Consider the following 13,410-nt stretch of genomic DNA (forward strand, 5'->3'; position numbering starts at 1 on the left):
TCACCGCTCCAGCGCGGCCCACCTGGCCAGGACTTCCCTGGCGAGCTCGCGGTACGCGCTGGCGCCGAGCGACGACGAGTCGAAGCTGGTGATGGGCTCACCGGCCACGGTGGCGTCGGGGAAGCGAACCGTCCGGTTGATCACCGTGTGGTAGACCTTCTCGTCGAAGGCCTCGACCACCCGGGCCAGCACCTCGCGGCCGTGCAGGGTGCGCGCGTCGTACATGGTGGCGAGCAGGCCCTCGATGACCAGCTCGTCGTTGATGCGCTCCTGGACCTTGATGATGGTGTCCATGAGCAGCGCGACACCGCGCAGCGCGAAGAACTCGCACTCCAGCGGCACCATGACGCCGTGCGCGCAGGCCAGCGCGTTGATCGTGAGCAGTCCCAGGGAGGGCTGGCAGTCGATCAGGCACACGTCGTACTCGGGCAGGAGGGGCTTGATGACCCGGCCGAGCACCTGCTCGCGGGCGACCTCCGTGACGAGCTGGACCTCCGCGGCCGACAGGTCGATGTTGCTGGGCAGCAGGTCCATGCCCTCGACACCGGTCTCCAGCAGCACGTCCCTGGCGGTGATCTGCCGCTCCATGAGGAGGTTGTAGACCGTCAGGTCGAGCTGGAGGGGATTGATCCCGAGGCCGACCGAGAGGGCACCCTGCGGGTCGAAGTCGACCAGCAGGACCTTGAGCCCGGCCTCCGCCAGCGCGGCGCCCAGGTTGATGGTGGTCGTCGTCTTGCCGACGCCGCCCTTCTGGTTGACCATGGCGACGACCCTCGCCGGCCCGTGCACCGTACGGGGAGGCGGGTCGGGAAAGACCGGCCGGGGACGCCCGGTCGGGCCGAGGACTCCCCCGCTGCGAGGGGTCCCGGCGGTCTTGGTGTCGCCCCAGGGATTCTCGGGGTTTGCCGGGGTCGTTCCCCGGATAGAACCGTCGGTGGTCACAGTCACCAGTCGAACCTCCCTGACGGCCTCTAACCGGACCGTCCGGACGGACACTATGGCGTCAACACGTATGCGGCAAGGCGGCACGCCCGGACATAAGCAAGGTCAATCCCGCGTGCGCGGATGCGCGGCGGCATAGACCTCGCGGAGTTTGTCGACCGTGACCTGTGTGTACACCTGGGTGGTGGTCACCGAGGCGTGGCCGAGTAGTTCCTGAACCACCCTAACGTCCACACCCCCGTCAAGGAGGTGGGTTGCGAACGAATGTCGCAACATATGTGGCGACACTCCTTCGAGCCCGCCACGCTCGGCGGCGGCCTGGAGGACCTCCCAGGCGCCCTGGCGGGTGAGCCGCCCGCCCCTGGCGTTGAGGAAGAGCCCCGAGGTGCCCCGGCCGTGTGAGGCGATGCGCGGGCGCGCGCGGGTGAGGTAGGCGCGCAGCGCCTCCCCCGCGAAGCCGCCCAGGGGCACCAGCCGGGTGCGTCCGCCCTTGCCGCGCAGGCGCACCCGCTGGGCCTCGGCCCCCAGGTCGACGTCGTCGACGGTGAGCCCCACGGCCTCGGAGATGCGCGCCCCGGTGCCGTACAGCAGCTCGAGCAGCGCCCGGTTACGCAGCGTGAGCGGGGCTCCGTCGGGCCCCGAGGCGGCGATCAGGCGCTCCACGTCGCGGACGCTGATCGCCTTGGGAAGCCGCCTGAGCTGGCGCGGCGGGCGCACCTCGTGGGCCGGGTCGTGGCGGCAGACGCCCTGGCTCAGCGCGAAGCGGTGCAGGCCTCGCACCGCGGAGACCGCCCGCGCCGCCGAGGCGGCGACGAGGGCCTGGTGCCCCCCGTCGCCCTCCCTGAGCGCCGCCACGAAGGCGGTGACGTCACCCTCGGCGACCTCGCCGAAGGTGACGCGGCCGCGCTGCTTGAGGTGCTCCACGTACCGCAGGAGGTCACGGCGATAGGAGGCCAGGGTGTTGGCGGCCAGGCCCCGCTCCACGGCCAGGTGGGCGAGGTAACTGGACAGGACGGCCTCCGTCTCGCTCAGGGTGTCCTCCTGTCATGCCTCCGGTGCGTCAGCGGGCCGCAGTGAGGCGAATCCGTCCGCCGAAGCGGCGTATGCGGCGAGAATACCGGCCACGGCTTGGGAATTGTGGATCATTCCCGCCATGGCACGCCGAACCGCGTCGGACAGGGGAATCCAGACCACCGGCATGTCGGCCTCCTCGTGCCGGTGGACGAAGTCCAGCTCCCCCTCCGGGATGGGGCTGACGTCCCTGGCGAGGAAGATGCGGGTGCGCTCGTCGCTCATCCCTGGCGAGGTGAAGGCGTCGATCAGGGTGTGCCAGGTGCCCGCCCGGTAGCCCGCCTCCTCGGCGAGCTCGCGGGCCGCCCCCGCCTGCAAGGCCTCGCCCTCGACGTCACGCAGTCCCGCGGGCAGCTCCCACAGCAGCCGCCGCACCGGGTGACGGTACTGGCGGATCAGCAGGATCCGCTCCCGCTCGTCGAGGGCGACGACGGCCACGGAGCCCGGGTGGGTCACGTAGTCGCGGTCGACGACCTCACCGTCCGGCATCACGACCGCGTCGGTGACCCCGGCGATGACGCGGGCGCGGAAGTGCTCGGTGGAGGAGGCGACCTTCCACTCCTCGGGAACGTCCACGACGTCCCGGCCGTCCCGGCCCTCCTGGATTTCCCCCGTGCCCGCCTCCTCTCGCGAGCCGCTCACTTTCCCCGCCCCGCCTTGGCGGCGGTGCCGCGGATGTCGGCGTACGTCAGGGCGGCACCGATCAGGCCCTTGAACAGCGGATGCGCCCGGGTCGGCCGGGAGCGGAACTCGGGGTGCGCCTGGGTGCCGATGAAGAAGGGGTGGACGTCGGCGGGCAGCTCGGCGTACTCCACCAGGCGGCCGTCGGGAGAGAGGCCGGAGAAGACCATGCCGACCTTCTCCAGCTGCTCGCGGTAGGAGTTGTTGACCTCGTAGCGGTGGCGGTGGCGCTCGTCCACCTTCGCCATGCCGTACAGCTGGCGGGCGAGCGTGCCCTCGCCGAGCCTGGCCGGGTAGAGGCCCAGCCTCATGGTGCCGCCCATGTCGCGCTCGCCGGAGACGACGTCCTCCTGGTCGGCCATGGTGGAGATGACCGGGTGGGTGGTCTCGGCGTCGAACTCGGTGCTGCCGGCGTCCTCGATGCCCGCGAGGTTGCGGGCGGCGTCGATGACCATGCACTGCATGCCCAGGCAGATGCCGAGCAGCGGGATCTTGTTCTCCCTGACGTGACGGATCGCGCCGACCTTGCCCTCGATGCCGCGCACGCCGAAGCCGCCGGGGACCAGGACCCCGTCGACGCCGTCGAGCTCGCGGGCCGCGCCCTCGGGGGTCTCGCAGTCGTCGCTCTTGACCCAGCGGATGTTGACGCGGGCGTCGTTGGCGAAGCCGCCCGCGCGCAGCGCCTCGGTCACCGACAGGTAGGCGTCGGGCAGGTCGATGTACTTGCCGACGAGCGCGATCGTGACCTCGTTGGCCGGGCGGTGCACCCGGCGCAGGAGCTGCTCCCACTCCTTCCAGTCGACGTCCCTGAAGGGCAGGCCCAGGCGGCGCACCACGTAGGCGTCCAGGCCCTCGGAGTGCAGGACCTTGGGGATGTCGTAGATGCTGGCGGCGTCGATGGCGGAGACGACCGCGTCCTCGTCCACGTCGCACATCAGGCTGATCTTGCGCTTGAGCGAGTTGGTGATCGGCCGGTCGGAGCGGCACACGATCGCGTCGGGCTGGATGCCGATGCTGCGCAGCGCGGCGACCGAGTGCTGGGTCGGCTTGGTCTTCAGCTCGCCGCTCGGCCCGATGTACGGCAGCAGCGAGACGTGCAGGAAGAACACGTTGTCGCGGCCGACCTCGTGGCGGACCTGCCGGACGGCCTCCAGGAAGGGCAGCGACTCGATGTCGCCCACGGTGCCGCCGACCTCGGTGATGACCACGTCCACGTCGGGCCCGGCCATCGACCGGATGCGGTCCTTGATCTCGTTGGTGATGTGCGGGATGACCTGCACGGTGTCACCGAGATACTCGCCGCGGCGCTCCTTGGCGATGACGTTGGAGTAGACCTGGCCGGTGGTCACGTTGGCCGAGCCGTGCAGCTCGGTGTCGAGGAACCGCTCGTAGTGGCCGACGTCGAGGTCGGTCTCGGCGCCGTCGTCGGTGACGAACACCTCACCGTGCTGGAACGGGTTCATCGTGCCGGGGTCGACGTTGAGATAGGGGTCGAGTTTCTGCATGGTGACCCGCAGGCCGCGCAGCTTGAGGAGGCGCCCGAGGCTGGAGGCCGTCAGTCCCTTCCCAAGACTGGAGGCGACGCCGCCGGTGACGAACAGATGCTTGGTGTGTGCGGCGCTGCGCAAGAAGGCTCCCGTGGTCGTTACAGATCGTCGGCGCACCCTGATGAATGGCCTACAGGTCCACGGGCTCTCAGAATATCAAACGGTGCAGGCGAAGTGCCCGAACAACCCCCCACCCGCATTCTCCTCAAACCCAACCAAGCGGTAATTTGATCCGTTATGTCACTTCATGGTGTGGTACGGCGTGCCTTGGGCAGCCTCGTCCACCGGATCTGGGAGGCGGTCCGCAAGGTCGGCGACGTCACCCCCGCCAGCCCCGCCGGATACCGTTTCCGCCGTCTCGGCGAAGGCGCCTGCCTGTCGTTCCCGCTCGGAGCCGTCTTCGGCGAGGCCTGGATCGAGATCGGCGAGCACACCCTGATCGGCGAGCGGGTCTCCATCTCCACGGGCATGGGCCCCGGGGTGGACCTGGGCCCGGACTCGATCGTGCGGATCGGCGGGGGCTGCTCCATCGGCAGGGGCAGCCACATCGTGGGCCACCAGTCGATCGACATCGGCAACGACGTCTTCACCGGCCCGTACGTCTACATCACCGACCAGAACCACGTCTACGACGACCCCGAGGCGCCGATCGGCCGCCAGTGGCCGCGCAACAACCCGGTGTCGATCGGGTCGGGCTCGTGGCTGGGCACCGGCGCGATCATCCTGCCGGGCACCCGGATCGGCAGGCAGTGCGTGGTGGCGGGCGGGGCGGTGGTGCGCGGGGAGTTCCCCGACCACAGCGTGATCGCGGGCATCCCCGCCAAGGTGGTGCGCCACTACGTGCCGGGCCAGGGGTGGCTGCCACCCCACCCGGAGGTCGCGGAGGCCGGGAACGCCCGGGACACCAGGGATGCCAGGGACGCCAGGGACGCCGAGGACGCCGAGACCGGAGTGATATCGCGATAGGGGACGGATCGGGATCGATCGACGGCCGGGAACCGTTGATGGAGGAGAGAGACACTACGGAGGTGCGATGCTCGCGGCACTGACAGGCCTCGGACTCTCCACCGCGGCCGGGCTCAACGCCTACATCCCGCTGCTGGTGGTCGGCCTGCTCGCCAACTTCACCGACCACGTGCGGCTGCCGCAGGAGTTCGCCTGGCTGTCCAACGGCTGGGTGCTCGGGATCATCGGCGTGCTGCTCCTGGCGGAGTTCGTGCTCGACAAGGTCCCGGTGGTCGACAGCGTCAACGACATGATCCAGACCGTCGTCCGCCCCGCCTCCGGCGGCGTGGTCTTCAGTGCCACCGAGGCCGCCGCCCGGCTGGACGGCTCGACCTGGATGGCCCACAACCCCTGGCTCAGCTGGGTACTGGGCATCGCGATCGCCCTCGCCGTGCACACCATGAAGGCGACCACCAGACCTGTGGTCAACGCCACCACCGCCGGGGTGGGAGCGCCCGTGGTCAGCACGGTCGAGGACGCCGGGGCACTGGGCATCAGCCTGGTGGCGATCTTCCTGCCGGTCCTGGTCGTCGTGGTGGTGGCGGGGCTGGCGCTGTTCGCCTGGTGGGCGACCCGCAGGATACGGCGACGGCGGCGAGAGGCCGCCCCGAGCCTGCGATGAGACCGCACTCGCGCGACACCGTCACAGGCCCCGGCGCGGTCCGTGTCACGGACCACACCGCGGTGCCCGTCATGACCGGTGCCACGCCCCCCGCCGGGGGCGTGGCACCCCTGTCCGCACCGGCCGACCCCGCGAGGACTGAGGCCCGCGCGGGGACCGCGGCGCGGGCTATGCTCGAAACACCCTGTCCAGCCCGTCCAGTCCCTGCCGGGAGGTGGCTCCGATCGGCGATTTCCTCATCGTCCTGCTGGTGATCCTGTTCTTCTTCCTCCTCCTGGGAGGAGTCGGGATCTACCTTCTGGTCAAGGTCGGCAGGAAGGCCACGAAGAAGGCCAGGGCCGTCTCCACCAGGGTCGCGACCCACATGGCGGCGATGGGCACCGGCGACGCCGCGGAGACCGAGCGGATGCGCATCGACCTGCGGCGCGAGGTCTCCCTGACCCGCCAGGCCGTGGACCACGCGCTGCGCGACGGCTGGGGCCTGGGTGACCTGCCCCACCTCGTGGCGGAGATCTCGGTGCACGCCGACCAGCTCGACGCCCAGCTTGCCCACTACGCCCAGGAGCGCCGGGTCTCGCCCTACGTCGACCACACGGCGCTGAGCCGCCTGCGCGAGCACCACGCCAAGCTGACCACGTCCTGCGCCAGGATCAGGGCCGACCTGCGCGACGACCAGATGGCGCACTCGGCCGGGAGCATCGAGGAGATCCAGGGGCGCACCGACCTGGAAATCGAGGCACGCCGCCGCGCCCCCGACCCGCTGGACCAGATCGACGAGCTCTACAACCGCACGATGATCAACCGCACCCACCCCGACGACTCCCGCTGACGGTCCCCTCACGGCGGCTCCCGCCGCGAGGGGACCGTCGCCGGGCCGGTCGCCGGCGAAACCCGCAGATGACCTCTCGTGGTCGTCGCATCCCGAACGGCCCGCGAGCCGCACACGGTGAGTGTCAGGATGACTCCGTCAGGTAATGTTTCCGGATGTCGCCGAAAGCGGTTCTCTGATGGCAGCCGTTCTCCCCGAGTGGTTCCACCCGGGGCCGGTCGGCGGATGGACCGCCGACATGCTCGATCACCTTCCCCCGGCGCGCCCCGGCATGTCGAACTGATCGACGGGTCGCTCGTCATGAGGTCTCCGCAGACCGCTTTCCACATGTTCGTCATCAACTTGATGATCGATAAGCAACGTGGCATACGACCGCCGGCTCATCTCAGGGTCGTCCGGGAGATGACCGTGACCTTGGGCATGAGGCAGCGGCCCGAGCCCGACATCATGGTGGTGGCGAGTTCCGCGCTGACGAGCCTGAGGACGACCTCGTTCAAGCCCGAGGACGTGCACCTGGTGGTCGAGGTGGTCTCCCCCGAGTCGCTGGAGCGAGACCGCACCACCAAGCCCATCGAATACTCCGACGCCGGGATCAGGCACCTCTGGCGCGTGGAGCAGGAGGACGACAGGCCCGTCGTCTACACCTTCGAGCTGGAGCCCGCCGTCAAGGCCTACGTCCCGACGGGCATCCATCGGGGGCGGTTGAAGACGGATGTCGGCTTCGAGGTCGACATCGATCTCGACCTCGGTGAGTTCATCGGTTCCTGACATCCTCCCGGCGGCCGGGGCCGGGGGCCTCCGCGCCGGAGGCGTTCGACGAGTCCCACATCCCGGCGAGGTCGTCGTAGCCGGCTCCGGCGTTGATGCGGGCGCGCATGGCCTGGGCCTGGGCGGTGGTGGGCAGGAAGCCGTCGAGCAGGGCGGGAAGGCCGAGGCGCCAGCCGAGCAGGGCGCGTGGCGACTGCCGGTGCCCGGCCCGGATCACCGAGACGCCGACCCTGATCGCGTGCTCGTTGCCGGGCGGGACGTCCGGGCGGTCGGTCTCGACGGCCGAGTAGCGGAAGCCGTCGGCGAGGTCGCAGGGCGGGCAGCCCAGCGGGCCCCTGCCCAGCCGGTCCCCGCAGCCGGGGCAGGTCAGCCGGTCGAGGGCGCCGTCGACGACCCGCCAGTCGTGCCGGTCGGGCTCGTCGGCGACCATCTCGGCGATCGCCGACTCCTCCTCGGCGGACAGTCCGGTCCCACCGAATCGCTCTTGCAGGAACCCCCGCCAGCCGTCCTCGACGATCCGGTCGACCAGCGCCGCGCACCGGGCACAGCCGGGCGCCCCGCCGTACTCCCAGCAGCCGCAGCCGGCGCATCGTCGCATCAGGCGACCCTACCGGCCGCGGCGGCCAGGAAGAAGGCGAGGTCAGGAGACCCCGGCCTCGCGCATGTCGCGCACCTCCCGCTTGAGCTCCTTGATCTCGTCGCGGAGCCGGGCGGCGACCTCGAACTGGAGGTCGGTGGCGGCCTGGTGCATCTGCTCGGTGAGCGACTCCATCAGCGCCTCCAGCTGGGCCCTGGGCATCTCTCCGGCGATCGCCCTGGCGTGCTGGCCCGCCTGCTTGATCGCGAAGCCGGGGACGGGGGCCTTGCCGCGCGACTGCTGGCGGCCGCTGCCGCCGAGGAGCTGGGCGGTGTCGGCGTCCTCGCGGTTGAGCGAGTCGAGGATGTCGGCGATCTTCTTGCGCAGCGGCTGCGGGTCGATGCCGTTGGCCTCGTTGTAGGCGATCTGCTTGGCCCGGCGGCGGTTGGTCTCGTCGATCGCCCGCTCCATGGAGGGGGTGACCCGGTCGGCGTACATGTGCACCTGGCCGGAGACGTTTCTGGCCGCGCGGCCGATGGTCTGGATCAGGGAGGTCTCCGAGCGCAGGAAGCCCTCCTTGTCGGCGTCGAGGATGGCCACCAGCGACACCTCGGGCAGGTCGAGACCCTCCCGGAGCAGGTTGATGCCGACCAGCACGTCGAACTCGCCCATCCGCAGCTCGCGCAGCAACTCGATGCGGCGCAGGGTATCGACCTCGCTGTGCAGGTAGCGGACCCGGATGCCGAGCTCCAGCAGGTAGTCGGTGAGGTCCTCGGACATCTTCTTGGTCAGCGTGGTGACCAGGACCCGCTCGTCCTTCTCGGTGCGGGTGCGGATCTCGTGGACCAGGTCGTCGATCTGCGACTTGGTCGGCTTGACGATCACCTCGGGGTCGATCAGGCCGGTCGGCCGGATGACCTGCTCGACCACGTCGCCCTTGGAGCGGCCCAGCTCGTAGGAGCCGGGGGTGGCCGACAGGTAGACCGTCTGGCCGATCCGCTCCAGGAACTCCTCCCACTTCAGCGGGCGGTTGTCCATCGCGGACGGCAGGCGGAAGCCGTGGTCGACGAGGGTGCGCTTGCGGGAGGCGTCCCCCTCGTACATCGCGCCGATCTGCGGGACGGTCTGGTGGGACTCGTCCAGGACCAGCAGGAAGTCCTCGGGGAAGTAGTCGAGCAGGGTGTTGGGCGCGCTGCCCGGGGTGCGGCCGTCCATGTGGCGCGAGTAGTTCTCGATGCCGGAGCAGGTGCCGATCTGGCGCATCATCTCCAGGTCGTAGGTGGTGCGCATGCGCAGCCGCTGGGCCTCCAGGAGCTTGCCCTGGCGCTCCATCGTCTCCAGGGTCTCGGCCAGCTCGGCCTCGATGCCCCGGATCGCGCTCTCCATCCGCTCGGCGCCCGCGACGTAGTGGGAGGCGGGGAAGATGTAGAGCTCCTCGTCCTCGGTGATCACCTCACCGGTGAGCGGGTGCATGGTCGCGAGCTTCTCGATCTCGTCGCCGAACATCTCGATCCGCACGGCGAGCTCTTCGTACTTGGGGATGATCTCGACGGTGTCGCCGCGCACCCGGAAGGTGCCCCGGGTGAAGGCCACGTCGTTGCGGGTGTACTGCATGTCGACCAGGCGGCGCAGCAGGGTGTCGCGGTCGATCTCCTGGCCGACCTTGAGCCTGACCATGCGGTCGACGTACTCCTGCGGGGTGCCCAGGCCGTAGATGCACGACACGGAGGCCACCACGATCGTGTCGCGGCGGGTGAGCAGCGAGTTGGTCGCCGAGTGGCGCAGCCGCTCGACCTCCTCGTTGATCGAGGAGTCCTTCTCGATGTAGGTGTCACTCTGCGGGACGTACGCCTCGGGCTGGTAGTAGTCGTAGTAGGAGACGAAGTATTCGACCGCGTTGTTGGGCATCATCTCGCGCAGTTCGTTGGCGAACTGGGCGGCGAGCGTCTTGTTGGGCTGGATGACCAGGGTCGGCCGCTGGAGGCGCTCGATCAGCCAGGCGACCGTGGCGGTCTTGCCCGTGCCCGTGGCGCCCAGCAGGACGTTGTCCTTGTCGCCGGCCTTGACGCGCCGTTCGAGCTCGGCGATCGCGGCGGGCTGGTCGCCCGATGGGGTCATGTCGGTGACGACTTCGAAGGGCGCCACCCTGCGCTGCAAATCTGTTACCGGCCTCACCTGTCCCACTGTAGGTGGCGTGACCGACAATCCTTCTTCATAGGTCCGCGCACCGGCGGACCGCCGTCAACCGCACAGGTCCGTGTACGGGCGGACCGCCGTCAACCGCACAGGTCCGTGTACGGGCGGACCGCCGTCAACCGCGTGGCAAGCGATCCGCAAGCGGGATCCCCTTGACTGTCTCGCGTGCCAATGATCACAAAGCGTGATATATCGGGCTCTCGATCTATCACCAACCCGGAGGTGTGATGTCCCGGCCAAGAGAAGCCGCGCAGTACGCGAGGGCCGCAGCCCAGGCCATAGGACAGGGCGGCGACGTTCGCCAGGTCGTCGGGCAGGTCGTGGGGCAGTACGCCGGCCAGTCGGCGGGACAGTACGCCGGGCAGGTGGCCGAGCAGTTCATGGGCCAGGCGGGCGCGAACACCGGCTCCGGCGATTCCGCCGGCGAGAAGGGCTTCGCGCTCAACCCCTCCGACTTCATGGCCGCCCGCGACCAGGGCTCGTCCCTTGGCACGGTGATCGAGGCCCGCAGCGCCCCGCTCAACGAGGCCGGGGAGATCGTCAACCGGAGTTTCAGCGGCAACGGCCCGAACGGCGAGCCGGTCCACGTCATCTCCCCCGTGGTCATCCCCAAGGGCACCACCGCCAGGGTGGTCGTCCCGCTGGTCGTGCTGGCCGGGCTCGGCCTGGTGGGGCTCGTCGCCACCGGCCTGCCCGAGGGGGCCCGGGTGCTGTTCGGCCCGCACTACTGGGCCGTGCTCGTGCTGGCCGCGGCGTTCCTGTGGTGGCGCAGGAGCGTGGTCATGGTGCCCGAGGGCTGCAAGGCGCTGATCACGAAGTTCGGCAAGCTCGTGCAGATCGCCGAGCCCGGCCGGGTGACGCTGTTCAACCCGTGGAAGCGGGTCAGCTACATCGTCAACACCACCCGCGAGTATCCCTTCAACGCGCCCATCCGCGAGGCCCCCACCCAGCAGGGCGTCAAGGCCAGCGTCGATCTGTTCCTGCAGTTCCGGATCGAGGACCCGGCCGAGTTCATCTTCGTGCTCGGCTCGGTGAGCGGCTTCCAGGCCAAGCTGCAGAACGCCATCAGCGAGGTCACCCGCTCCCTCATCTACGCCCAGCGCGCCGAGGAGATCTACGACCTGGTCGGCGAGAGCACCATGGGCATGCTGGACAACCTCAACCAGCAGTTCCTGCCCGCCGTACGGCTCACCGACGTCAACATCACGCACGCCGAGCCGTCCAGCCAGGAGTACCGGATGGACCTGGCCGCCCCCGAGATGATCAGAGTCGCCAAGGAGGCGTACACCTACGAGTACGAGCTCCAGCTGCGCAAGGAGCAGAACGAGGGCGACCTGATCAAGGAGCTGGCCGGGCTGCAGGAGCAGCTGTCGGCCATCCACGCCGAGATCGCCGGGCACCAGGCCAGGATCGACACCGCGCTGGAGCGCGCCTCCCACCAGGCCAAGGCCGCCGGCGGCCAGCGGCTGGTGGAGGCGGAGTCCACCGCCAAGGCCAACGCGGCGCTGCTGGAGGCGCAGGCGCTGGACATCCGCTCGCTGAGCGCCGCCGAGGCGCCGGAGATCCTCGACTACCGCTTCCAGCAGGACCTGCTCGACAAGCTGGAGTCCGTCGCCTCGCACCTGCCGCGCCTGGTGCAGGTCGGCGACGCCGTCGACATCGACCTGCTCGCCCTGGCCAGGCAACTGGTCGGCAACCCCGAGGCCCAGCTGTTCTCCCAGGCGGACATGGCCGCGATCAGGGCGCGGATGAGCGAGATCGGCAGCCGTGTCGAGGAGCGCGGGGCGGAGATCAGCTCCTTGCTCAACCCGCCCGCCGACACCACCGTGCCCGTCCCCGTCCCCGTCGCGGGCCGGGCCGCCCAGGAAGTCCAGGAAGAGGTCCGATGAGCGGCAGAGAGTTCTCCAAGATCAAGGAATCCCTGGCCTCCTGGTCGGAGATCCGCCAGCTGCTGCGCGGCGGCGAGTCGGGCCAGCTGGTCCCCGTGGTGATCCCCAAGGACCGCCGCGGCTTCGCCTGGGTGGCACTGCTCCTCTTCGCCCTCTACCTGGCCGGCACGGCGGTGTTCGCCGGCGGGGCGATCTCCTTCCTGGCCGCGGTCGGAGCGGTGTTCTCCCTGGTCGTGGCGCTGGTGTGGCTGTGGCGTCGGGCGATCATCGAGATCGAGGAGGGCACCACGGGCGTGCGCAGCCGGTGGGGCGCCATCGTCGGCACGCTGCCCCCGGGACGCCACTACCTGTGGCTGCCGTGGGACCGGGTGGACGCGGTGGTCGACACCTCCACCGAGATCCCCTACTCCGCGCCGATCGTGGCCTGCCCGACGGCGGAGAACGTTCCGCTCAAGTCGATCGAGTTCTTCCTGAAGTTCCGCATCGTCGACCCGGTGGCCTTCGTCCGTACGATCGGCGCCGGTAACTTCGACCTGGTGCTCAGCAGTGCCGTACAGGACGCCATCCGCCAGCGCAGCCGCCTGGTGAACACCGAGCGCGCCTACGACCTGCGCGGGTCCGACGTCGGTGACATGCAGGAGCTCCTCACCCGCCAGCTCGGCCGGTACGGCGTGCGCATCACCGGCGCCAACATCCCCGACGTGCAGTTGCCCGACCAGTACCAGCAGCATCTGGCCACCCGCGAGAAGGTCGCCAAGGAGCTGTCGGCCTTCGAGCGCGAGTGGGAGCTCACCCGCAAGCGCAGGATCGACACCCTGCTGATGGAGATCGAACGTTCCAAAAAGACGCGTGACGCGCGTATCGTCGAGGTGAGAGCCGCCGCCAACACCGCCCGTAAGGACGTCGCCCGCATGCTGGAGGAGCACGAGACCGAGGCGCAGCGGGTGCGCTGGGAGATCGAGGCGAAGGGCCGGGCCGAGCTCACCTCCGCCGAGAACGAGGCGAAGGGGCTGCGCAGGCTGGCCGACTCCTACCGCGACAACCGCGCGGTGCTCCAGTACGAGCTGGCCCGCCGCAGGCTCGACGTGGGCGCCAGGCTCGCCGAGAGCGCCCCGCGCCCCGTCGTCGTCCGCACCTCCGGCGCCTCCGGCGACACCTCCGCCCTGTCCACCCTGCTGCTGGCCCAGATCCTGCCCCAGCTGAACGGCGGCGGCAACGGCCAGGCCAGGCCGCAGAACCAAGCCCCTTGATGAGAAAAAATCTCCAACCCCTGGGAGTCCTAG

Annotated in this window: 12 protein-coding genes; 6 read left to right on the top strand and 6 right to left on the bottom strand. The window is 69.8% G+C overall.

What is annotated here, in order from left to right:
• The 4 genes from ACTOQ1_RS05405 to ACTOQ1_RS05420 form a co-directional block, all read right to left on the bottom strand.
• Positions 1-948: a ParA family protein gene (locus ACTOQ1_RS05405; RefSeq protein ID WP_329093373.1), complete on the bottom strand. Its 948-nt coding sequence runs from the start codon at positions 946-948 to the stop codon at positions 1-3.
• A 99-nt stretch (positions 949-1,047) separates the two neighbouring features.
• Positions 1,048-1,974, bottom strand: coding sequence for a tyrosine recombinase (locus ACTOQ1_RS05410; RefSeq protein ID WP_440065449.1), 927 nt, complete (start codon positions 1,972-1,974; stop codon positions 1,048-1,050).
• Positions 1,975-1,986: 12 nt separating this feature from the next.
• A complete protein-coding gene (locus ACTOQ1_RS05415; RefSeq protein ID WP_440064900.1) occupies positions 1,987-2,655 on the bottom strand; it encodes an NUDIX domain-containing protein in 669 nt (222 codons plus the stop codon).
• Positions 2,652-4,322 (bottom strand): CTP synthase, encoded by a 1,671-nt coding sequence (locus tag ACTOQ1_RS05420; protein WP_440064901.1) that lies wholly within the window; start codon positions 4,320-4,322, stop codon positions 2,652-2,654. Before ACTOQ1_RS05420 ends, ACTOQ1_RS05415 begins: the two co-directional genes overlap by 4 nt.
• 156 nt (positions 4,323-4,478) lie before the next feature.
• Here ACTOQ1_RS05420 and ACTOQ1_RS05425 point away from each other — a divergent pair, with 156 nt between their 5' ends.
• The 4 genes from ACTOQ1_RS05425 to ACTOQ1_RS05440 all read left to right on the top strand — a co-directional run bounded on the left by ACTOQ1_RS05425 (position 4,479) and on the right by ACTOQ1_RS05440 (position 7,465).
• Positions 4,479-5,207: an acyltransferase gene (locus ACTOQ1_RS05425; protein WP_440064902.1), complete on the top strand. Its 729-nt coding sequence runs from the start codon at positions 4,479-4,481 to the stop codon at positions 5,205-5,207.
• Between the two features lie 67 nt (positions 5,208-5,274).
• Positions 5,275-5,868 carry a DUF4126 domain-containing protein gene (locus ACTOQ1_RS05430; RefSeq protein WP_440064903.1) on the top strand — a complete coding sequence of 198 codons (594 nt, stop codon included), beginning with the start codon at positions 5,275-5,277 and terminating at the stop codon, positions 5,866-5,868.
• A 214-nt stretch (positions 5,869-6,082) separates the two neighbouring features.
• A complete protein-coding gene (locus ACTOQ1_RS05435; RefSeq protein WP_440064904.1) occupies positions 6,083-6,697 on the top strand; it encodes a hypothetical protein in 615 nt (204 codons plus the stop codon).
• Between the two features lie 300 nt (positions 6,698-6,997).
• On the top strand, positions 6,998-7,465 hold the full coding sequence (locus ACTOQ1_RS05440) for a Uma2 family endonuclease (protein ID WP_440064905.1): 468 nt from the start codon (positions 6,998-7,000) through the stop codon (positions 7,463-7,465).
• On the opposite strand, the gene ACTOQ1_RS05445 is transcribed toward ACTOQ1_RS05440, so the two are convergent.
• Positions 7,452-8,063, bottom strand: a complete 612-nt coding sequence (locus ACTOQ1_RS05445; RefSeq protein ID WP_440064906.1) for a hypothetical protein — start codon at positions 8,061-8,063, stop codon at positions 7,452-7,454. The genes ACTOQ1_RS05440 and ACTOQ1_RS05445 overlap by 14 nt on opposite strands.
• Positions 8,064-8,105: 42 nt before the next feature.
• Positions 8,106-10,217: an excinuclease ABC subunit UvrB gene (uvrB, locus tag ACTOQ1_RS05450; protein ID WP_440064908.1), complete on the bottom strand. Its 2,112-nt coding sequence runs from the start codon at positions 10,215-10,217 to the stop codon at positions 8,106-8,108.
• Positions 10,218-10,465: 248 nt separating this feature from the next.
• Here uvrB and ACTOQ1_RS05455 point away from each other — a divergent pair, with 248 nt between their 5' ends.
• Positions 10,466-12,127 carry an SPFH domain-containing protein gene (locus ACTOQ1_RS05455; RefSeq protein WP_440064910.1) on the top strand — a complete coding sequence of 554 codons (1,662 nt, stop codon included), beginning with the start codon at positions 10,466-10,468 and terminating at the stop codon, positions 12,125-12,127.
• Positions 12,124-13,377 (top strand): SPFH domain-containing protein, encoded by a 1,254-nt coding sequence (locus tag ACTOQ1_RS05460; protein WP_440064911.1) that lies wholly within the window; start codon positions 12,124-12,126, stop codon positions 13,375-13,377. The genes ACTOQ1_RS05455 and ACTOQ1_RS05460 overlap by 4 nt, the downstream gene beginning before the upstream one ends.
• Positions 13,378-13,410: the final 33 nt, after the last annotated feature.

Origin of the sequence: Streptosporangium sp. OZ121 (genome assembly GCF_051918885.1) — a bacterium.
GTDB lineage: Bacteria > Actinomycetota > Actinomycetes > Streptosporangiales > Streptosporangiaceae > Streptosporangium.

What these genes read in the sequence shown, in the direction of transcription:
- ACTOQ1_RS05425 (WP_440064902.1), top strand. Translation starts at nt 4,479, where the DNA reads ATGTCACTTCATGGTGTGGTACGGCGTGCCTTGGGCAGCCTCGTCCAC.
- ACTOQ1_RS05430 (WP_440064903.1), top strand. Translation starts at nt 5,275, where the DNA reads ATGCTCGCGGCACTGACAGGCCTCGGACTCTCCACCGCGGCCGGGCTC.
- ACTOQ1_RS05440 (WP_440064905.1), top strand. Translation starts at nt 6,998, where the DNA reads ATGAGGTCTCCGCAGACCGCTTTCCACATGTTCGTCATCAACTTGATG.
- ACTOQ1_RS05445 (WP_440064906.1), bottom strand. Translation starts at nt 8,063, where the DNA reads ATGCGACGATGCGCCGGCTGCGGCTGCTGGGAGTACGGCGGGGCGCCC.
- ACTOQ1_RS05455 (WP_440064910.1), top strand. Translation starts at nt 10,466, where the DNA reads ATGTCCCGGCCAAGAGAAGCCGCGCAGTACGCGAGGGCCGCAGCCCAG.
- ACTOQ1_RS05460 (WP_440064911.1), top strand. Translation starts at nt 12,124, where the DNA reads ATGAGCGGCAGAGAGTTCTCCAAGATCAAGGAATCCCTGGCCTCCTGG.